17 protein-coding genes are annotated in these 21,242 nt (G+C 74.0%); 14 read left to right on the top strand and 3 right to left on the bottom strand.

Annotated elements, in window-relative coordinates:
- The first annotated feature begins 141 nt into the window (after window positions 1–141).
- The 11 genes from gatC (at window position 142) to IE225_RS06885 (ending at window position 12,035) form a co-directional block, all read left to right on the top strand.
- A complete protein-coding gene (gene gatC, locus IE225_RS06835) occupies window positions 142–438 on the top strand; it encodes an Asp-tRNA(Asn)/Glu-tRNA(Gln) amidotransferase subunit GatC (protein WP_006130840.1) in 297 nt (98 codons plus the stop codon).
- A gap of 6 nt (window positions 439–444) precedes the next feature.
- Window positions 445–1,947, top strand: a complete 1,503-nt coding sequence (gene gatA, locus IE225_RS06840) for an Asp-tRNA(Asn)/Glu-tRNA(Gln) amidotransferase subunit GatA (protein ID WP_190056424.1) — start codon at window positions 445–447, stop codon at window positions 1,945–1,947.
- Window positions 1,944–2,183: a hypothetical protein gene (locus tag IE225_RS06845; protein WP_190056425.1), complete on the top strand. Its 240-nt coding sequence runs from the start codon at window positions 1,944–1,946 to the stop codon at window positions 2,181–2,183. Before gatA ends, IE225_RS06845 begins: the two co-directional genes overlap by 4 nt.
- A gap of 15 nt (window positions 2,184–2,198) precedes the next feature.
- Window positions 2,199–3,713, top strand: a complete 1,515-nt coding sequence (gene gatB / locus IE225_RS06850) for an Asp-tRNA(Asn)/Glu-tRNA(Gln) amidotransferase subunit GatB (RefSeq protein WP_190056426.1) — start codon at window positions 2,199–2,201, stop codon at window positions 3,711–3,713.
- Window positions 3,714–3,809: 96 nt separating this feature from the next.
- Window positions 3,810–4,238 (top strand): hypothetical protein, encoded by a 429-nt coding sequence (locus IE225_RS06855; protein ID WP_190056427.1) that lies wholly within the window; start codon window positions 3,810–3,812, stop codon window positions 4,236–4,238.
- A gap of 307 nt (window positions 4,239–4,545) precedes the next feature.
- Window positions 4,546–6,798: an MMPL family transporter gene (locus IE225_RS06860; RefSeq protein ID WP_190056428.1), complete on the top strand. Its 2,253-nt coding sequence runs from the start codon at window positions 4,546–4,548 to the stop codon at window positions 6,796–6,798.
- On the top strand, window positions 6,776–7,351 hold the full coding sequence (locus tag IE225_RS06865; RefSeq protein WP_190056429.1) for a GNAT family N-acetyltransferase: 576 nt from the start codon (window positions 6,776–6,778) through the stop codon (window positions 7,349–7,351). The genes IE225_RS06860 and IE225_RS06865 overlap by 23 nt, the downstream gene beginning before the upstream one ends.
- Before the next feature lie 35 nt (window positions 7,352–7,386).
- On the top strand, window positions 7,387–7,974 hold the full coding sequence (locus IE225_RS06870; protein WP_190056430.1) for a hypothetical protein: 588 nt from the start codon (window positions 7,387–7,389) through the stop codon (window positions 7,972–7,974).
- Window positions 7,975–8,283: 309 nt separating this feature from the next.
- Complete coding sequence (locus IE225_RS06875; protein ID WP_190056431.1) at window positions 8,284–8,457, top strand: hypothetical protein; 174 nt, start codon at window positions 8,284–8,286, stop codon at window positions 8,455–8,457.
- Window positions 8,458–8,708: 251 nt separating this feature from the next.
- Window positions 8,709–11,783, top strand: coding sequence for a helix-turn-helix transcriptional regulator (locus IE225_RS06880; protein ID WP_190056432.1), 3,075 nt, complete (start codon window positions 8,709–8,711; stop codon window positions 11,781–11,783).
- Window positions 11,784–11,855: 72 nt separating this feature from the next.
- Window positions 11,856–12,035, top strand: coding sequence for a DUF6191 domain-containing protein (locus IE225_RS06885; protein WP_190056433.1), 180 nt, complete (start codon window positions 11,856–11,858; stop codon window positions 12,033–12,035).
- Window positions 12,036–12,047: 12 nt separating this feature from the next.
- Here the strand turns inward: IE225_RS06885 and IE225_RS06890 are convergent, their stop codons facing one another.
- Both IE225_RS06890 and IE225_RS06895 read right to left on the bottom strand, forming a co-directional pair.
- Window positions 12,048–13,247, bottom strand: a complete 1,200-nt coding sequence (locus IE225_RS06890; RefSeq protein ID WP_190056434.1) for a PQQ-dependent sugar dehydrogenase — start codon at window positions 13,245–13,247, stop codon at window positions 12,048–12,050.
- Between the two features lie 237 nt (window positions 13,248–13,484).
- The gene (locus IE225_RS06895; RefSeq protein ID WP_190056482.1) at window positions 13,485–14,483 is read right to left on the bottom strand and encodes an aldo/keto reductase; all 999 of its coding nucleotides are present in this window, start codon (window positions 14,481–14,483) and stop codon (window positions 13,485–13,487) included.
- Window positions 14,484–14,558: 75 nt separating this feature from the next.
- Here IE225_RS06895 and IE225_RS06900 point away from each other — a divergent pair, with 75 nt between their 5' ends.
- Complete coding sequence (locus IE225_RS06900; protein WP_190056435.1) at window positions 14,559–15,512, top strand: 2-hydroxyacid dehydrogenase; 954 nt, start codon at window positions 14,559–14,561, stop codon at window positions 15,510–15,512.
- Window positions 15,513–16,214: 702 nt separating this feature from the next.
- Here IE225_RS06900 and IE225_RS34215 read toward each other — a convergent pair.
- A complete protein-coding gene (locus tag IE225_RS34215; RefSeq protein ID WP_444545063.1) occupies window positions 16,215–16,487 on the bottom strand; it encodes a hypothetical protein in 273 nt (90 codons plus the stop codon).
- Between the two features lie 110 nt (window positions 16,488–16,597).
- On the opposite strand from IE225_RS34215, the gene IE225_RS06905 reads away from it, so the two are divergent.
- A complete protein-coding gene (locus tag IE225_RS06905; protein ID WP_444545064.1) occupies window positions 16,598–19,105 on the top strand; it encodes a putative bifunctional diguanylate cyclase/phosphodiesterase in 2,508 nt (835 codons plus the stop codon).
- A 276-nt stretch (window positions 19,106–19,381) separates the two neighbouring features.
- The gene (locus IE225_RS06910; protein WP_190056436.1) at window positions 19,382–21,235 is read left to right on the top strand and encodes an acetolactate synthase large subunit; all 1,854 of its coding nucleotides are present in this window, start codon (window positions 19,382–19,384) and stop codon (window positions 21,233–21,235) included.
- Window positions 21,236–21,242 lie beyond the last annotated feature (7 nt).

Genomic DNA, 21,242 nt, shown 5'->3' on the forward strand with positions numbered 1-21,242 from the left:
GCACAGTGGCGCCTACGCAGGGGCGCCGTCCACGGTGCGGGCGGCCGGGGCCCGGGAGCGGGCAAACCGTTTCACGGCCACCGGGCCCCGCCCCCTAGGATTGGGCCCAAACCACACACACTCACCCCAGAGGATCGCTGCATGCCTGGCATCACGCGCGAGGAGGTCGCCCACCTCGCCCGGCTGGCGCGTCTGGAGCTGAAGCCCGAAGAGCTCGACCACTTCGCAGGCCAGCTGGACGACATCATCGGCGCGGTGGCCCGCGTCAGTGAGGTCGCCGACCAAGACGTCCCGCCGACCTCCCACCCGCTGCCGCTGACGAACGTCATGCGCGCGGACGAGGTCCGTCCGTCGCTCACCCCCGAGCAGGCGCTCTCCGGCGCCCCGGCCCAGGAGCAGCAGCGTTTCAAGGTGCCGCAGATCCTGGGGGAGGAGTAGCCCGCCATGACGGACAAGAACAGCATCATCCGGCTCACGGCCGCCGAGATCGCCGGGAAGATCGCCGCCGGCGAGCTCACCGCCGTCGAGGTGACCGAGGCCCACCTGGCCCGCATCGAGGCCGTCGACGAGAAGGTGCACGCCTTCCTGCACGTCGACCGCGAGGGCGCCCTCGCGCAGGCCCGCGCCGTCGACGAGAAGCGGGCGCGCGGCGAGAAGCTCGGCCCGCTGGCCGGCGTGCCGCTGGCGCTGAAGGACATCTTCACCACCACCGGCGTCCCCACCACGGTCGGCTCGAAGATCCTGGAGGGCTGGATCCCGCCGTACGACGCCACGGTGACGAAGAAGCTCAAGGACGCCGGCGTCGTCATCCTCGGCAAGACCAACATGGACGAGTTCGCCATGGGGTCCAGCACCGAGAACAGCGCCTACGGCCCGACCGGCAACCCGTGGGACCTCACCCGCGTCCCCGGCGGCTCCGGCGGCGGGTCGAGCGCCGCCCTGGCCGCGTTCGAGGCGCCGCTGGCCATCGGCACCGACACCGGCGGCTCCATCCGCCAGCCGGCCGCCGTCACCGGCACGGTCGGCGTGAAGCCGACCTACGGCGGCGTCTCCCGCTACGGCATGGTGGCGTTCTCCTCCTCCCTGGACCAGGGCGGGCCGTGCGCCCGTACGGTCCTGGACGCGGCGCTGCTGCACGAGGTGATCGCCGGACACGACCCGCTGGACTCCACCTCCATCGACGCCCCCGTCCCGCCGGTGGTCGAGGCCGCCCGCAACGGCACCGTGCGCGGCACGCGCGTCGGCGTGGTGAAGCAGTTCCGCGGCGAGGGCTACCAGGCCGGTGTGCTGCAGCGGTTCGACGAGGCCGTGGAGCTGCTGAAGGAGCTGGGCGCCGAGATCGTCGAGCTGGACTGCCCGTCCTTCGACCTCGCGCTGTCGGCGTACTACCTGATCGCGCCCTCCGAGTGCTCCTCCAACCTCGCCCGCTTCGACGGCCTGCGCTACGGCCTGCGCGTCGGCGACGACGGCACGCGCTCCGCCGAGGAGGTCACCTCGCTGACCCGCGAGGCCGGCTTCGGCCCGGAGGTCAAGCGCCGCATCATGCTGGGCACGTACGCCCTGTCCAGCGGCTACTACGACGCCTACTACGGCAGCGCGCAGAAGGTCCGCACCCTCATCAAGCGGGACTTCGACACGGCGTTCGAGCAGGTGGACGTCATCGTGTCGCCCACGACCCCCACCACCGCCTTCCCGATCGGCGAGCGCGCCGACGACCCGATGGCGATGTACCTGGCCGACCTGTGCACCATCCCGGCCAACCTGGCGGGCAACGCGGCCATGTCCCTGCCCTGCGGCCTGGCCCCGGAGGACAACCTGCCGGTGGGCCTGCAGATCGTCGCCCCCGCGATGCAGGACGACCGCCTCTACCGGGCCGGCGCCGCCATCGAGGCCGCCTTCGTGGAAAAGTGGGGCCACCCGCTGCTCGAGGAGGCTCCGTCGCTGTGAGTGCACTGTCCAAGGCCAAGGGCTTCAAGAAGTCCAAGTCCGGTACGTACCTGTCCATGGCCGCCACCGCGTTCGGCGCGTTCGGTGCCGTCAAGCAGATCAAGAAGGCGCGCGCCGAGCAGGACACGCTGCGGCTGATCGACGCCGTGGTGACCGCCGCCGGCATCGTCACCGGCCTCGCCGTCCTGTACCGCGAGCTGAAGCGGCTGGACGACGACGACGTCCTGCTGGGCTGAGAGGGAAGTTTCACCGTGACCACCACGACCGACCTGGTGCCGTACGAGGACGCGCTGGCGTCGTACGACCCCGTCATGGGCCTCGAGGTCCATGTCGAACTCGGCACCAAGACCAAGATGTTCTGCGGCTGTTCGACGGCGCTGGGCGCCGAGCCGAACACCCAGACCTGCCCCGTCTGCCTCGGCCTGCCCGGCGCGCTCCCGGTCGTCAACGCCACCGGCGTCGAGTCCGCCGTCAAGATCGGCCTCGCGCTCAACTGCGAGATCGCCGAGTGGTGCCGCTTCGCCCGGAAGAACTACTTCTATCCGGACATGCCGAAGAACTTCCAGACCTCCCAGTACGACGAGCCGATCGCCTTCAACGGCTACCTCGACGTGCAGCTGGAGGACGGCGAGGTCTTCCGCGTGGAGATCGAGCGCGCCCACATGGAGGAGGACACCGGCAAGTCCACGCACGTCGGCGGCGCCACCGGCCGCATCCACGGCGCCTCCCACTCCCTGCTGGACTACAACCGCGCCGGCATCCCGCTCATCGAGATCGTCACCAAGCCGATCGTCGGCGCCGGCGAGCGCGCCCCCGAGGTGGCCAAGGCGTACGTCCGCGAGCTGCGCGAGGTCATCCGGGCGCTCGGCGTGTCCGAGGCCCGCATGGAGATGGGCCAGATGCGCTGCGACGTGAACCTGTCGCTGATGCCCAAGGGCTCCGGCACGTTCGGCACGCGCTCGGAGACGAAGAACGTCAACTCGCTGCGCTCCGTGGAACGCGCGGTGCGCTACGAGATCCAGCGCCACGCCGCGGTGCTCGACGGCGGCGGCACGGTGGTGCAGGAGACCCGGCACTTCCACGAGGACACGGGCACGACCACCTCGGGCCGTACCAAGGAGGAGGCCGAGGACTACCGGTACTTCCCCGAGCCGGACCTGGTGCCGGTGGCGCCCTCCCGCGAGTGGGTCGAGAAGCTGCGCGCCGCCCTGCCCGAGCTGCCGCTGGTGCGCCGCAACCGGCTGCGCGAGGAGTGGGGGATCTCCGCCACCGACATGCAGGCGATCCTCAACGCCGGCGCGCTGGAGCCGATCGTCGCCACGATCGACGCCGGCGCCGACCCGGCCGCCGCCCGCAAGTGGTGGATGGGCGAGCTGGCGCGGCACGCCAACGAGTCCGGCAAGGCCCTCGACGAGCTGGCGATCACCCCGCGGCAGGTCGCGCGGGTGACGGAGCTGGTGGCCGCCGGCGATCTGAACGACAAGCTGGCCCGCCAGGTCATCGAGGGGGTGCTCGCGGGCGAGGGCGACCCCGACCAGGTCGTCGAGAAGCGCGGCCTGAAGGTCGTCTCCGACGAGGGCGCGCTGTCGGCGGCCGTCGACGAGGCCATCGCCGGCAACCCGGCCGTCGCCGACAAGATCCGCGGCGGCAAGGTGGCCGCGGTCGGCGCCCTGGTCGGCGCGGTCATGAAGGCCACCCGGGGCCAGGCCGACGCGGCCCGCGTCAAGGAGCTCATCCTGGAGAAGCTGGGCGTCGGCGAGGGCTGAGCGGGGCCGCGCGGGACAGCGGCACCGGATGCGGGGCGGGCCGGAGGTCCGCCCCGCATCCGGTTTCCCCGGCGGGACGCGCTACGCTCCCGCGGCATGAACGGACGCGCTGATTCCGACACCCGCCCCGGCAAGACCGAGTCGGCGCAGGACGTGGCGGCGGCCGGCCCGACGGAGGCCGGCCAGGACCCCGCACCCGAGAAAGCCGAGGAGGCCGGCACACCCGGCGGGTTCGACGCGCCCGACGAGCCCGACAAGCCCGACGAGGGGGAGGTCCACGAGGCCGCCCGGCGGGCCCGGTGGACGGCGGCCGGGTCCGGGGGCCTGCTCACCCTCGCGGGGCTCTGCGCGGCCCTGCTGCGCCTCACCGGCGCCGCGCCCGCCGTCGCCCCGGCCGCCTACGCCACCGGGGCCGCCGTCTGCGCGCTCGCCACCGTCCTCGGCTTCCGGGGCCGCACCCGGCGGGCGCTGTGGCTGCTGATCGCCGGGGTGATGGTGATGGCCGTCGGCGACCAGTTCGACTGAGACGGCACGGCGGTACGGCGGTATGGCGGTATGGCGACACGGTGGAGCCGGTACGGCGGGAGGCGGCGAGAAGTTCCCGGGGCGCGGCCGCACTGCTGTGAAAGGTGCCACCGGAGGCGACAGAGTTCACGGAATTGTCCTGTGAGCCGCCTCCCACTCCTGTGAAGAAGGCCACGAACCCGACAAACGATCACCACCTCCTGCAAGAGTGTCTCCGCATTGCTCATGCACTCTTTGCGGGCCGTTCATTTCATGAACGACTGTTCCCGGCCAAAGATCCACACATCGTCACTCTGGGAGCACGTTCGTGGCACCCCTCGCGCGTTGGTGCGTCCGGCACCGCCTGCTCGCCGTCCTGCTCTGGCTCCTCGCCCTCGGCGGGGTGACCGCGGCGGCGTCGGTGGCCGGACCGGCGTACTCGAACGACTACGCGGTCCCCGGCACCGAGGCGAACCGCGCCGGTCAGCTGCTGGAGAAAGGTTTCCCCGGGCATGGCGGCGACAGCGACACCGTCGTCTGGCACACCCCGTCCGGCACCGTCCGGGCCGCCGACGTGGAACAGGCCATGACCCGCACCCTGGACCGGATCGCGGACCTGCCCGGGGTGGCCGCCGTCGCCAGCCCCTACCAGGGCCAGGGCGGCGGCCGGATCAGCGGTGACGGGCGCACCGCCTACGCCACCGTCACCTTCGACCGCCCCGCCAAGGACATCCCCGAGGACCAGGCGCGGGCCGTGGTCGCCGCGGCGAAGGCCGCCGAGACTGACGGGCTGCAGGTCGAGCTGGGCGGCAACGCCGTCGCGCTCACCCAGTCCTCCGGCGGGCACACCGCCGAGGCCGTCGGCGTGGTCGTCGCCGCCGTGGTGCTCTTCCTCGCCTTCGGCTCGCTCGCCGCCTCCCTGCTGCCCATCGCCACCGCCCTGGTCGGCGTCGGCACCGCCTGTGCCGGCATCGGACTGCTCGGCCACGTCATGGCCGTCGCCGACTTCGCGCCCATGCTCGGCCTGCTCGTCGGGCTCGGTGTGGGCATCGACTACGCGCTGTTCATCGTCACCCGCCACCGGCGCGGCCTGAAGCGCGGCCTGAGCGTCACCGAGGCTGCCACGAACGCCGTCGCCACCACGGGACGCGCGGTCGTCTTCGCGGGTGCGACCGTTTGCATCGCGCTGCTCGGGATGCTGGTCCTCCGCCTCGACTTCCTCAACGGCGTCGCCGTCGCCGCCGCGCTGACCGTCGTTCTGACCGTCGCGGCCTCGGTGACCCTGCTGCCCGCGCTGCTGTCGTTCATCGGCCCGCGCGCCCTCAGCCGCCGGGAGCGGCGCCGGCTCGCCGAGCACGGGCCGCGGCCGGAGCTGCCCACGGGGCTCGCGGCGCGCTGGTCGGCGTTGGTGGAACGCCACCCCAAGGTGCTCGGCGCCCTCGCCGTGGCCGTCGTCACCGTCCTCGCCCTGCCCACGCTCTCCCTCCACCTGGGCACCTCCGACCAGGGCAACGACCCCGCCGCCTCGACCACCCGCAAGGCCTACGACCTGCTCGCCGACGGCTTCGGACCCGGCGTCAACGGCCCCCTCACCCTGGTCACCAAGGTCCGCGGCGCCAAGGACCGGCTCGCGCTGGACAACCTCGACGCCACCCTGCGCGCCACCGACGGCGTCGCCGCGGTCACCCCGGTGACGTACAACACCCGCGGCGACACCGCCCACCTCACCGTCGTGCCCGCCTTCGCGCCCCAGTCGCAGCGGACCAGCGCACTCGTCGACCGGCTGCGCGAGCGGGTGCTGCCCCGCGCCGAGGCCGGCACCTCCCTCGACGTGCTCGTCGGCGGCGTCACCGCCGGCTACGACGACTTCGCCTCCGTGATCGTCGGCAAGCTGCCGCTGTTCGTCGGCGCCGTCATCGGGCTGGGCTGCGTACTGCTGCTGCTCGCCTTCCGATCGGTCGGCATCCCGCTGAAGGCCGCCGCCATGAACATCGCCGCGGTCGCCGCCGCGTTCGGCATCGTCGTGGCGATCTTCCAGTGGGGCTGGGGCAGCGAACTCCTCGGCCTGGGCCGCGCCGGGCCCATCGAACCCTTCCTGCCCGTGATCATGGTGTCGGTCCTCTTCGGCCTCTCCATGGACTACCAGGTCTTCCTGGTCAGCCGGATGTACGAGGAGTGGCTGGAGACCGGCGACAACCGCCGTGCCGTCCGCGTCGGCCTCGCCGAGACCAGCCGCGTGATCAACTCCGCGGCGGTCATCATGATCTCCGTCTTCCTCGCCTTCGTGCTCAGCGGCGACCGCACGATCGCGATGTTCGGCATCGCGCTCGCCTCCGCCGTCGCCCTCGACGCGTTCGTCCTGCGCACCCTCCTGGTGCCGGCCCTCATGCACCTGCTCGGCGGCGCCAACTGGTGGCTGCCCCGCCGGCTCGACCGGTGCCTGCCGCGCATCAGCATCGAACCGCCCGAGTGCCGCGCCGCCCATGAGAGGCCGGCCGCCGCGACGGACGCCGAGGCGGCGGACGTCCTGGCGGAGCGGACGGAGGAGCGGAAGCGGGATGTACGCGATATCCCTGGGTGACGACGGCGCCGAACTGCGGCCGCTGGAGCCCTGGCACGCCGAGGAGTTCCTCGCCCACCTGAACCGGGGCCGGGAGTTCATCAACCGGCACATCGCCTTCGGGGCGGACGCCACCGACGTGGACTCCGCTCGGGCGGTGCTGCAGTCGTACGCCGACAAACGCGCGGCCGACAGCGGCTTCCTGCACGGGCTGTGGCGGGAGGGGAAGCTGGTCGGCGGGCTGTTGTTCCGCGTCTTCGACGCCGCGCGCGGCATCTGTGAGCTGGGCTGCCGGCTGGAGCCGGCGGGCACCGGACGGGGACTGGTCACGCGCGGCGCGCGGGTGCTCGTCGACTGGGCGTTTGACGAGCGCGGCATGCACCGTGTGGAGTGGCATGTGTCGTCCGCCAACGAGGCCGGCATCAACGTGGCACGGCGGCTCGGCATGACCCGCGAGGGAGTGCTCCGCGAGAGCCACCCGTACCGGGGCGTGCGCCAGGACATCGAGATCTGGTCGGTGCTCGCCCCCGAATGGCGTGCGGCACGCGCGCACACCGGTCACCACGACCGTTAAGAAACCTCTCAGACTACGTCCGTACGGTGCGAGGCATGGGAACCAAGACTGGAGACGAGGCCGGGGCCACGGCGGAGACCGGGGCGACCGAGGCCGCCGGGGCCGCCGGGGAACGGCACGACGAGGAGGCGGCGGACCGCACCGGGACCGACGCCGGGGCGCAGGCGGCGGAGGCGGACGCCGCGGTGGCGGAGGACGACGCCGGCGCCCGGCAGGAGCCCGCGGGCCCCTCCGGCGTCGGGCAGGGCGCGGGCGCCGTCGTCTCCGCCGTGCTGGGCCTCGTCTCGCTCACCGGCGGCTGGATCGGCACCGTCGCCGGTGCGCGCGAGCAGCTCATCGGCCAGCTGCAGACGTCCACCTCCGCGACCGTCGCCCAGCAGATCAAGGAGGTCTACGGCGACGCGTGGCGGACCACCGCCCTGTGGGCCGGCCTGTTCGCCCTGGCCGCGCTGGTCACCGGCGTCGTCGTGCTGGCCAGGCCCGCCTTCGGCGCGCCCGGACGGCCGCAGGCCGCGTGGATCAAGTCGGTCGCCTGGGCGGGCGTCACCCTCGGCGTCGTCGGCCTGCTGCTGGCCGTTCTGAAGTACACCGGCGTGCTGCTCGGCCTGCCGTCGGCGAGCTGAGCCGCGCGGCGCACCGCCTCCGGGGCGCGACCGCTTCCGCGGCACGCACCGCTCCCCGCGAGGCGCGGGCCGGCGTGGCGTCTTAGTCCGGTGAGGGGTCTCAGGACACCGCCTTACGGCGGGTCTTGGGACCCCTCACGTGTGTCTAAGACCCCGCCGGCCACCGAAGATGCGGAACTCTCCCGATGTGGCCCACCCCCCTGGGACCGGAGGCTTGAGGCGTCGCGGAAAGCGGCACCGACACCGGCACCGGGACCGGCACCAGAACCGGCACCAGAACCGGCACCGGTCCTTCCACAGGGAGACACGATGTTCGCCTACGAACTCCACCAGGCCCGCTCCGCCGACCTCCTCCGCGAGGCCGCCCGGCACCGCCTCGCCCAGGAGGCCCTCCGCCACCGCCGCTCCGCCACGCGCCACCGGGCGCAGGACCGCTCCCCTACCGACCGGTCCCGGCGGCACTGGTTCACGCGGGCCGCGTGAGCGCGGGGGAGGCCCGGCCGGCGGCCGCCGCGGCCCCGGGCGTCCTCGCGACGCCGCCCCGGCGCCCCCGGGCGGTGCCCGCCGCGGCGGCGGACACCGCGTCCGCGGCGGCGGACACCGCACCCACCCCGGCAGCGGGCACCGCGCCCACCCCGGCAGCGGGCACCGCGCCCGCCGCGGACCGTGCCGCGCGGCCCGCCGCGGGCTCTGCCGTGCGCAAAACCAGTGCCGGGCTGTCGGACCCCCGTGCCATGCTCGGGGCCGTGGAGACAAGGTCCGTCAGTCCGGTGTTCGTCGGTCGCGACGACGAGTTGGAGATGCTCGACCAGGCGCTCGCCCGAGCCGGCACGGGGGAGCCGCAGACCCTGCTGATCGCCGGTGAGGCGGGCGTCGGCAAGACGCGCCTGGTGGAGGAGTTCGCCGGCGCGGCCGGCCGGCGGGGGGCCGTCGTGGCGCTCGGCGGCTGCGTGGAGATCGGCGCGGACGGGCTGCCGTTCGCCCCGTTCTCCGCCGCGCTGCGCGCCCTGCGCCGGGAGCTGCCCGGGGAACTGGCCGCCGCGGCCGCCGGGCAGGAGGAGGAACTCGCCCGGCTGCTGCCGGAGTTGGGCCAGGCCCGCGCGGGACGGCACGACGAGGAGGGCATGGCCCGCCTGTTCGAGCTCACCGCGCGCCTGCTGGAGCGCGTCGCCGCCGACCGGACCGTCGTCGTCGCCCTGGAGGACCTGCACTGGGCCGACGCCTCCACCCGCCACCTGCTCGCCTACCTGCTGCGTACCCTGCGCACCGGCCGCCTGGTGGTGCTGGCCACCTACCGCTCCGACGACATCCACCGCCGCCACCCGCTGCGCCCGCTGCTCGCCGAACTGGACCGGCTGCGCACCGTCCGCCGCCTGGAGCTGCGCCGTTTCACCCGCGACGAGGTGGCCCGCCAGATCGCCGGCATCCTCGCCGCCGAACCCGACCCCGACCAGGTCGACGACATCTTCCGCCGTTCCGACGGCAACGCCTTCTTCGTCGAGGAACTCGCCGTCGCCGCGGCCGAGGGCGGCTGCGCCGGACTCACCGACTCCCTGCGCGATCTGCTGCTGGTCCGCGTGGAGGGCCTGCCCGAACCGGCCCAGCGCGTGGTGCGCGTCGTCGCCGAGGGCGGCTCCCGCGTCGAGTACCGGCTGCTCGCCGCGGTGGCCCGGCTCGCCGAGGACGACCTCATCGAGGCGCTGCGGGCGGCCGTGAACGCCGGCATCCTCACCCCCACGCCCGACGGCGACGGCTACCGCTTCCGGCACGCCCTGGTCCGCGAGGCCGTCGCCGACGACCTGCTGCCCGGCGAGCGCTCCCGCCTCAACCGCCGTTACGCCGAAGCCCTGGAGGCCGACCCGACACTCGTCCCCGCCGACGAGCGCGCCACCCGCCTGGCCAGCTACTGGTACCACGCCCACGACCCCGCCAAGGCCCTGCCCGCCGTCCTGGACGCCTCCGTCGAGGCCCGCGCCCGCCACGCCTACAGCGAGCAACTCCGGCTCCTGGAGCGGGCGATGGAGCTGTGGGACGCCGCCCCGCAGGAGGTGCGGGCCACCCTGCGCCCCGTCGACCACGCCGAGGTGTATCCCCCCTGCGGCCGTGACCCGCAGGCCGCGCCCCTGCGCTACCTCGACCTCATGGCCGAGGCCGCCGTCGCCGGACGCTTCTGCGGCGAACGCGAACGCGCCCTGCAGATCACCAAGCGCGCCCTGCGCCTGCTCCAGGACGAGGGGGACTCCTCCCCCGGCTCTCAGCCGGGTCCGGGCAGCGGGGACTCCCACCGCGCCGCCTGGTTCTGGATCCAGCGCTCCCGTCTGGTGCAGTCCCTGGCCCGCGGCGACGGCTGGCGCGAACTGGCCACCGCCCAGGAGCTGATGCGCGGCCTGCCGCCCTCGGAGGTGCACGCCGAGGTGCTCGCCAACGTCGCCAACTGGTCGATGCTGCACGCCCCCGGCCCGGACGCGCTGTCCGCCGCCGAGCGGGCCGTGGAGTACGCGCGCATGGTCGGCGCCCGCGAGATCGAGCTCAACGCCCGCCTCACCCTGGGCGGTCTCACCGTCGACGCCGGCGATGTAGAGGCGGGTCTGGCCGAGATGCGCGAGGTCATCGAGCGGGCGCTGGCCGAGGGCGTGCCGCAGGTCGCGGCCCGCGCCTACGTCAACCTGCCCTCCGAGCTGGAGTCGGTGGGCCGCAGCCGGGAGGCCGTGCCGATCCTGGAGGAGGGCATCGCCTTCACCCGCCGGTTCGGCCAGGTGGACTCCGAGGCCTGGGTGTGGGGCAACCTGTCCGACTCGCTGTACTCGCTCGGCCGCTGGGACGAGGCCGCACGGGCCGCCGCGCAGGCGCTGTCGGTGGGGCACAGCGCCAAACCGCAGGGCACGGGCGCGTTCAAGCTCGCCCACATCTCCCTCAGCCGCGGCGACGTGGCCGCCGCCGCCCGGCACCTGGCCGCCGGCCGCGCCCACTTCGGCACCCACGACCCCATGCCCCAGCAGTGGATCCCCGAGGCCCGCGTCGCCCTCGGGGTCGCCGTCGGCGAGGGCCGCTTCCTCGACGCCCGGGAAGCCCTGGTGCGCGCCCTGGACGCCGGGTTCCCGCCGGGCACCCACCGCTACGCCTGGCCGCTGCTGCGGGCCGCCGCCACCGCCGAGGCCGACGCCCGTGCCCTGCCCGCCGCCGCGCCGGGCCGCGCCGGGATCCTGGAGCGGCTCACCGAGGCGGTCCGCACCACCACCACGGGCGCGCCCGTCTGGGACGCCCACCAGCAGTGGGCCCGCGCCGAGTTGCACCGCGTCACCGGCCGGGACACCCCCGACCTGTGGAACGAGGTGGTCACCGCCTTCGAACGTCTGGAGCGGCCCTACGACCTCGCCCGCGTCCGGTACCGCCTGGCCGCCGCCCTGCTCGCCGCCGGCGACACCGACCGGGAGCGGGCCACCGAGCTGCTGCGGCTGGCGCACGCCGTCGCCAGCCACCTGGGCGCGCGTCCGCTCGCCGAGGCCGTCGCCCTGCTCGCCCAGCGCGCCCGCCTGCCGCTCGCCCGCGACCCGCGGCCGGCGTCCGCCGACCCCGCCGACGCCCTCGGCCTGACCAGCCGGGAGCGGGACGTGCTGCGCCTGGTCGCCGCCGGCCGCACCAACCGGCAGATAGCCGAGGAGCTGTTCATCTCCCCGAAGACGGCCAGCGTCCACGTCTCCAACATCCTCGCCAAGCTGGGCGTCTCCGGCCGCGGCGAGGCGGCCGCGGTGGCGCACCGGGTCGGGCTGGTGGCGGAGGAGTCCGGTGACCGGCTGGTGGCGGGATGATGGACGGGGACCCGCGGACCGCCGGTCCGCACCGTGCTTCCCCGGCCGCCCCGCGGCCCGGAGAGGAGAACGATGTTCAACGTCTTCGAGGAACTGTTCGCACCGGGCCGCAAGCACACCCACGACGAGGAGAAACGGCTGGAGCTCAGCCGTGAGGAGGTGGGCGACAGCGACCCCGGACGCGGGCCGATAGACCTCGCGTCGGGCAAGGCCGTCATACGGCTGCCCCGGCGCGCGCGGAACGAGGGGTGACGGGGGCGCGCCTCACGTCACCCGCAGCTCCAGGATCCGGTCGTCGCCCCGGCGCGGCCGGCCCCGGCCGTCGGTGTTGCTGGTCACCAGCCACAGCCGGTCGCCGCCCGCCGGCACCACGGTGCGCAGCCGGCCAAAGTCGCCGGTGAGGAACGCCTGCGGCGCGGCCGAGGTGTGGGTGCCGGCGAGCGGAACGCGCCACAGCCGCTGCCCCCTCAGGGCGGCCATCCAGACCGAGCCCTTGGCGTAGGCGATGCCGCTGGGGGAGGCGTCGTCGGTGTGCCACTGGGCGACCGGGTCGTGGTACCGCGGGTCGCCGGACCGGCCCTCGGCGTCCGGCCAGCCGTAGTTGCCGCCCGGTGCGATCGCGTTGAGCTCGTCCCAGGTGTCCTGGCCGAACTCGGAGGCGAACAGGCGCTGCCTGCCGTCCCAGGCCAGGCCCTGCACATTGCGGTGGCCGTAGGTGTACACGACGGAGCCGGGGAACGGGTTGCCGGGCGCGGGCTCGCCCTCCGGCGTCATCCGCAGGATCTTGCCGCCCAGCGACTTCCGGTCCTGCGCCAGGTCGCGCTCGCCGCTCTCGCCGGTGCCCGCGTACAGCATCCCGTCGGGGCCGAAGGCGATCCGGCCGCCGTTGTGGATGGCGCCCTTCGGGATGCCCTTGAAGACGGTGTCGGGCGCGCCGAGCTGCTCACCGGCCGGCTTCTTCGCGTCGTACAGCATCCGTACGATGCGGTTGTCCGAGGCCGAGGTGAAGTACGCGTAGACCATGTGGTCGGAGGCGTAGTGCGGCGACAGGGCGATGCCGAGCAGGCCGCCCTCGCCGGCCGGCGACACCCCCGACACCTCGCCCAGTACCGTCTTGCGGCCGCTGCCGGTGTCGATCCGGGTGATCGTGCCGTCGTCCCGTGAGGAGACCAGCAGGTCCCCGTCGGGCAGCGGCGCCAGCCCCCACGGCGTCTTCAGGCCGTCCGCGACGGTCCGCAGCACCTTCACCGACCCCTTCGCCGGCGGTGTCTCCTCCGCCGCTCGCCCAGGGGCCGACGCCCCGGCGCCGGCGCGGCTCGGCGCCGTACCGCCGTGGGACGGGCCCGTGCCGTCCCCGGAGCAGCCGGCCGCCAGCAGGAGCGACGCCGCGGCCAGCGCGGTCGCCACAGCTCGACGTTGCACGATCGTGGTCCCTTCGGCAGGGGTGCTCTCCCTGTCAGACATCGCTCGCCCCTCAGGAGTTCCCGGCCCGGGGAATGTCGCACGAACCGGGGAACGGCGCGGCGCACCGGAGGCGCACCGGCGGACGGCCGGAAAGCCACCCCGGGGCACAACCGCGTCCGCCCCGCGAAGCCCCTCAGCCCCGGGCCCCCAGTCCCGGGCCCCTCAGTCCCGGGCCCCTCAGTCCCGGGCCCCTCAGTCCCAGGCCCCTCAGTCCCAGGCCCCCCAGTCCCAGGCCCCTCAGTCCCAGGACCCCTGCGCCGGCGGCAGCTCCGCCACCTCCGCCAGGTCCTCCCGGGTCAGCCGCAGGCGCGCCGCGCCCGCGTTCTCCGCCACCCAGCGCTCGTGCTTGGCGCCCGGGACGGGGACGACGTGGCGGCCCTGGGCGAGCACCCAGGCGAGGGCGACCTGGGCGGGGGTGACGTGCTCGCCGTGGCGGCGGGCGATGCGGCGCAGGCCGGCCACGATGGGCTGGTTGGCGGCCATCATCTCGGCGGTGAAGCGGGGGTGGCGGGCGCGCACGTCGTCGGGTTCGAAGCCCTCGCCGGGCGTCAGGGTGCCGGTGAGGAAGCCGTTGCCGAGGGGCATCGCGGCGAGGAAGCCGACGCCGCGCGCCTCGCACCAGGGCAGCAGCGTCTCCAGCGCCTCCGGGGACCACACCGACAGCTCGGCCTGCACCGCGGCGACCGGGAAGACCTGCTGCACCCGCTCCAACTGCCGGATCGTCGCGTCGTACAGGCCCGTCCCGGGCCGGCGCGCGGCCCGCGCGCCCACCGCGCACAGCCCGAGCGCCCGCACCTTCCCGGCCCGTACGAGTTCGGCCATCGCGCCCCACGTCTCCTCGACCGGCACCTCCGGGTCGGCGCGGTGCAGCTGGTAGAGGTCGATCACGTCGGTCTGCAGCCGGCGCAGCGAGGCGTCGCAGGCGCGTCGGACGTACCCGGGGCGGCCGTTGGCCACGATGTGCTGCTCACCCACCAGCAGGCCGACCTTGGTCGACACGAAGGCGTCCCGGCGCCGCTCCTTGAGCACCCGCCCCAGCAGCAGCTCGTTGGTGAACGGCCCGTACATGTCGGCCGTGTCCAGCAGCGTCGAGCCCAGGTCCAGCGCCCGGTGCACCGCCCTGAGCGACTCCTCGCCCCGCTGCCGCGAGGTGCTGTACGCCCAGCTCATCGGCATGCACCCGAGTCCCACGGCCCCCACCGAGAGCGCCGCCGCGCCGATCGTCCTGCGCTCCACCTGCTCGTTGCCCTCCCTCTCCAGCCACCCCAACCTAACCTCTGCGCCCCGGGCGCACTGACATAGCCTGCGACCATGAGTGCTGCTGACGTGTGGCTGCCCCTACCGCCCGAGGAGATCGAGGGGCTCCCCGAGGGGCCGCGGTACCTGTTCTGGGACGGCGCCGAGGAGTTCCCCGCCGACCCGGCCGACTGCGTCTTCTACGTCGTGCCCTACATGAAGCCGTCGCAGGTCTGCCGGCGGCCGCTGCCGCGGATGCGGTCGGTGCGGGTCGTGCAGACCCTGTCGGCCGGCGTCGACCACGTCGAGCCGGGCCTGGCCGACCTGCCCCCCGGGGTGCTGCTGTGCAACGCGCGCGGCGTGCACGAGGCGAGCACCGCCGAGCTGACCCTCGCCCTGATCCTCGCCTCGCTGCGGGGCGTGCCGGACTTCGTGCGGGCCCAGGACCGCGGGGAGTGGCTCGGCGGTTTCCGGCCGGCGCTCGCCGACCGGACCGTGCTCATCGTGGGGTACGGCTCGATCGGCGCCGCCATCGAGGACCGGCTCGCGCCGTTCGAACTCGCGCGGGTCCTGCGCGTCGCGCGCTCCGCGCGCACCACGAAGCGCGGTCCGGTGCATCCGCTCACCGATCTGCCCGCGCTGCTCCCGCAGGCCGACGTCGTCGTCCTGTCCACCCCCTTGACGGAGCAGACGCGCGGACTCGCGGGCGCCGACTTCCTGGCCCGCATGAAGGACGGCGCCCTCCTGGTCAACGTCGCCCGCGGCCCCGTCGTCGACACCAAGGCCCTGCTGGCCGAGCTGGACAGCGGCCGCCTCACCGCCGCCCTCGACGTCACCGACCCCGAGCCCCTGCCCCCCGAGCACCCCCTGTGGCGCGCCCCGGGCGTGCTGATCACCCCGCACGCCGGCGGGCCGACGTCGGCGTTCCTGCCGCGCGCCCGGCGGCTCCTGACCGGCCAGTTGCGCCGGTTCGTGAACCGGGAGCCGCTGCGCAACGTGATCCTGACGACGGGTACGACCACCGCGTAATCCGGTTCGGGCACCCTGCGCAACCTTCCGGACGCGGTGGGTACCCGCATATCCGCTGGTCGTCACGGAGCGTAGAGAAGCTATGTCCCTGAGTGACGATACTGGTGTATCGTCCCGACAGGGGCTGCGCCGCGCACCGTTCGGCGCCAGGGGATGGACCTTTCGGACTGTGAGGGGGGCGACGGACGATGCACGGCCTGTGGACCAACGATCCGACGCGGAAGAGCCGCCGCCGGCGGCCCTGGCACGCGCCCGCACGCAGACGCGGCCACCACGGCAGCCATCACCACGGCAGCCATCATCACGGCGGTCACCAGCACGGCGGTCACCACCACCGCGGGAACAGCGGCCGCCGCAGGCACACCCCCCCAGCACACCGGGACCCCCGGGACTCGGGAATGCGGACCGGGAGGGACCGGTGAACACCTTCCCCACCACAGTCGCCTCGTCCGCCACGCGGGCGCCCGCGCGGACGGCCACACTCGACGAAGCCCGGCGCGCGCAGACCGCGCCGGGGACCCCACGACCCGAACCCCCCGCCCCCGGCGGCACCGGTGTGCGCCGCCGGCTCCTGCTGGCCCTGGTGTGCGCGGGGTACGCCGTCGGCGCCGCGTCCGGCTGGGGCTCGCCCGAACTGGCCCTGTTCATGGGCGACTTCGGGCTGGCCGCCGCGGCCGGCACCGCCGCGGTGTCCTGCTTCCGCTACGCGCGCAGCCGCCGGGCCCGTTTTCGAGCCGCCTGGCTGCTGTTCGCCCTCTCCTCGGCGATGGCGGCGCTCGGCAACGCGGTCTGGGGCTGGTACGAGGTCGTGCTCGGCCGGCCCGTGCCCGCCCACAGCTGCGCCGACCTGTTCTTCCTGTGCTTCGCGCCGCCCGCGATCGTGGGCCTGCTGGTGCTCGCCAAACGGCCCGCGAACAAGGCCGGCTGGGTGTGCCTGGTGCTGGACGCCTGGCTGATCGCCGGTTCCCTGCTCACGCTGGCGTGGAGCCTGGCGCTCGCCCGGGAGGCCCGCTCCGGCGGGGAGAACGTCGCCCACACCGCGCTCTCCCTGGCCTACCCGCTCCCTCGACATCGCCCTGGTGAGCATGGTGCTGGTGCTGCACTTCCGCCGCTCGGCGGTCAACCGCACCGCCGTCAACACCGCGGTCGGCGCCCTCGCCCTGACGGTGATGTGCGACGCGCTGTTCACCTCGCCGCTGCTGCACAGCACCTACCACTCGGGCCAGTTGCTCGACGCGGGCTGGTTCGCCGGCTCGCTGCTGCTGGCGTACGCCCCGTGGGCGGCACCCCGGCGCGCCGCCGAGACCGCCAGCCGCGACGGCACCGACGGGCAGGAGCACACCGCGCACGACCACCCGTTCGGGCCGCGGCGCACCGCGCCCGGCGGCCACGCCCACCCGCCGCTGCCCGACGGCGACCCCGGCCGGCACCCTGCCGCCCGGCCCCTGGCCGGCTCCCTGTCCGCGCTCACGCCGTACCTGGCCGCCGCCGTCTGCACCCTGGGCATCCTGTACAACGTCCTCAACGGCCGCAGCCTGGAACGCGTCTCGCTGATCACCGCCGGGACGGTGATGCTGACCCTGGTGGTGCGGCAGGGCATCATGCTGCTGGAGAACATCAAGCTCACCCAGGAACTGGCCGAGAAGGAGAACCACTTCCGCTCCCTGGTGCAGGACTCCAGCGACGTCATCATGATCGCCGCGCCCAACGGCGTCCTGCGCTACGTCTCCCCGGCCGCCGCCGGCGTCTACGGGCGGCCCGCGGAGGAGCTCGTCGGGACCGAACTGGCCCACCTCATCCACCCCGAGGACCTCGGCTGCGTCCTGCACGAGGTGCGCCGCTTCCTCGCCGCCGACCCCGTCGAGGAGCCCACCACCCGCATCGAATGCCGCTTCCGCTCCGGCGCCGGCGGCTGGCTCAACGTCGAGTCCACCGTCAACCGCCACCACGGCGGCCTCATCCTCAACAGCCGGGACGTGACCGAACGCGTGCGCCTGCAGGCCCAGTTGCAGCACAACGCCGAGCACGACCCGCTCACCGACCTGCCCAACCGCACCCTGTTCACCCGGTGCGTGCAGCAGGCCCTCTCCGGCCGCCGTGCCTCCGACCGGGGCGTCGCGCTGCGCGGCACCGCCGTGCTCTTCATCGACCTCGACGGCTTCAAGGCCGTCAACGACACCATCGGCCACCAGGCCGGGGACGAACTGCTCGTCCAGGCCGCCCGCAGGCTCCAGGACGCGGTCCGGCAGGGCGACACCGCCGCCCGGCTCGGCGGCGACGAGTTCGCCGCCCTCATCGTCGGTGACGGCACCCGCGACCACGCCGCCCGGGAACGGCACATCCTGGAGCTCGCCGACCGCCTCAGGGTCACGCTGTCCCAGCCCTACCTCATCGACGGCAACGATGTCCGGGTCAACGCCTCCATCGGCGTCGCCTTCGCCGAACCCGGCCTGTCCGCCGGTGAGTTGCTGCGCAACGCCGACCTGGCCATGTACCGCGCCAAGGCGGCCGGCAAGGGCCGCGTGCAGTTGTACGCGCCGCAGATGCAGCAGGACGTCGTACGCCGGGCGGAGCTGGCCACCCGGCTGCGCTCGGCCCTGCACCAGGGGCAGTTCACGCTGCTGCACCAGCCCGTGGTGCGCCTCGCCGACGGCCGGATCACCTCGGTCGCGGCGCAGGCCCGCTGGCGCTCCTCGCAGGGCGTGCTGTTCACGCCCGCCGAGTTCCTGCGGGTGGCCGAGGACGGCGACCGGACCGCGGAGCTCGGCCGGTGGCTGCTCAAGGAGGCCGTCGAGCAGGCCGCCGAGCGCACCGCGACCGGCCTGGCCGTGCCCGTGGTGGTGCGTCTGAGCGCCCGGCGCCTGCTGGACCGCGCGACGCCGCCGGACTCCGTCGAGGCCCTGCTGGCCCGGCACGGGCTGCCGTCCGGGGCGCTGGTGATCGAGCTGTCCGACATCGGCCCGAAGGTGTCCCTGGACGAGCTGGAGCGCCGCCTGTGCGCCCTGCGCCGCCTGGGCGTGCGCATCGCGCTGGACGGCTTCGGCGGCGACTGCGCCGCCGTCACCGCGCTGCGCCGGCTGCCGCTGGACGTCCTCAAGCTCGACCGCGGCCTGGTCGAGGGCGTGGTGGAGTCCGCGCGCCTGTACAAGATCACCAGCGGGCTGCTGCGCATCGCCGGCGACCTGGGCCTGCAGTCCGTGGCCGAGGGCGTGGACCTGCCCGAGCAGGTCGTCGCGCTGCGCGAGATGGGCTGCACCCACGGCACGGGCATGGCGTTCTCCGGTCCCCTGGACGAGTACCGGCTGCGCCGGGCGCTGGCCGCCGGCCACTACCCGGTGCCGCGCGAGCCGGCCGAGCCGGCCTTCGCGGGCGGCGGAGCGCCGGCCTTCGGCGGCGGCCTGCCCGCCGTGCTCGGCGGCGGCGCCGGCGCGGCCCTGGGCGGCGGCACGCCCGTCCTCGGGGGCGGCACCCCCGTGCTCGGGGGCGGCGCGCCCGTCCTGGGCGGCAGCACGCCCCTGGCGGGGGGCGCGTCCGTCCTGGGAGGCGGCACGGCCTTTCGCCCACATGATGAGACTCCCGTCCCACCCACTTGACAGTGGGTGCGTGCCGGGGGGAGGGTCTGTGCCATGCGCACCCGAATTCTCGTACTTGGACAGCGCGTCGGCTGAGCTGGGACCCACCGGAGGATGATCCGGACCACCCAGCGACCTCGTCGGCGCGCTCCCCTCGCTTGCCCTGTGGCACGAGGGGTTTTTTGTTGCACGGGCACCTGTCGAACCGCAGTCCACCCCGCGGGACCATCCCGCGGGCCCATCCCACGACACTCGCTACAACCTCAGCATCGAGACAACCTCAGCATCGAGAAGAGAATGCCGATGACCGAGCAGGCCACGGGGGCCCCGCATCCGCAGCCGCGGCCCCGAACCGGAGGACACCAGTCCGCGCCCGAGCACGTCACGGGTGCGCAGTCCCTCATCCGCTCTCTCGAGGAGGTCGGCGCCGACACGGTATTCGGCATTCCCGGCGGTGCGATCCTTCCCGCCTACGACCCGCTGATGGACTCCGGCCGGGTGCGCCACGTGCTGGTGCGGCACGAGCAGGGCGCCGGCCACGCGGCCACCGGCTACGCCCAGGCCACCGGCAAGGTCGGCGTGTGCATGGCGACCTCGGGCCCGGGCGCGACGAACCTGGTCACCCCGATCGCCGACGCGCACATGGACTCGGTGCCGCTGGTGGCGATCACCGGGCAGGTGGCGTCCTCCTCGATCGGCACGGACGCCTTCCAGGAGGCGGACATCGTCGGCATCACCATGCCGATCACCAAGCACAACTTCCTCGTCACCAAGGCGGAGGACATCCCGCGGGTGATCGCGCAGGCGTTCCACATCGCCTCCACCGGCCGCCCCGGCCCGGTCCTGGTCGACATCGCCAAGGACGCGCTGCAGGCGCGCACCACCTTCTCCTGGCCGCCGGTGATGGACCTGCCCGGCTACCGTCCGGTGACCAAGCCGCACGCCAAGCAGATCCGCGAGGCCGCCAAGCTGATCACCTCCGCCCGGCGGCCGGTCCTCTACGTCGGCGGCGGCGTGCTGAAGGCCCGCGCCACCGCCGAGCTGAAGGTGCTGGCCGAGCTGACCGGCGCGCCGGTGACCACCACCCTGATGGCGCTGGGCGCCTTCCCCGACGACCACCCGCTGCACGTGGGCATGCCCGGCATGCACGGCAGCGTCACCGCCGTCACCGCGCTGCAGAAGGCCGACCTGATCGTCGCCCTCGGCGCCCGCTTCGACGACCGCGTCACGGGGAAGCTCGACAGCTTCGCGCCGTACGCCAAGATCGTCCACGCCGACATCGACCCGGCCGAGATCGGCAAGAACCGCGCCGCGGACGTGCCGATCGTGGGCGACGCCCGGGAGGTCATCGCCGACCTGATCCAGGCGGTGCAGAAAGAGCACAGCGAGGGCCACCAGGGCGACTACTCCGCCTGGTGGGCCGACCTGAACCGCTGGCGCGAGACCTACCCGCTCGGCTACGACCTGCCTGAGGACGGTTCCCTGTCCCCGCAGCAGGTCATCGAGCGCATCGGGCAGCTCGCGCCCGAGGGCACGATCTTCGCCGCGGGCGTGGGCCAGCACCAGATGTGGGCCGCGCACTTCATCCGGTACGACCGGCCGGGCACCTGGCTGAACTCCGGCGGCGCCGGAACCATGGGCTACGCCGTCCCGGCCGCCATGGGCGCCAAGGCCGGCGCGCCCGACCGCACCGTGTGGGCGATCGACGGCGACGGCTGCTTCCAGATGACCAACCAGGAGCTGACCACCTGCGCCCTGAACAACATCCCGATCAAGGTCGCCATCATCAACAACGGCGCCCTGGGGATGGTCCGCCAGTGGCAGACCCTGTTCTACAACCAGCGCTACTCCAACACCGTGCTGCACTCCGGCCCGCACGACGTCAACCCGCAGGCCCGCGGCACCCGCGTCCCGGACTTCGTGAAGCTGGCGGAGGCGATGGGCTGCTACGCCGTCCGCTGCGAGGACCCCGCCGACCTCGACAAGGTCATCGAGGAGGCGAACTCCGTCAACGACCGGCCCGTCGTGGTGGACTTCATCGTCCACGAGGACGCGATGGTGTGGCCGATGGTCGCCGCCGGCACCTCCAACGACGAGATCATGGCCGCCCGGGACGTCCGCCCCGACTTCGGCGACAACGAAGACGACTGAGCGAGGA

The organism is Streptomyces echinoruber (assembly GCF_014651135.1).
GTDB lineage: Bacteria > Actinomycetota > Actinomycetes > Streptomycetales > Streptomycetaceae > Streptomyces > Streptomyces echinoruber.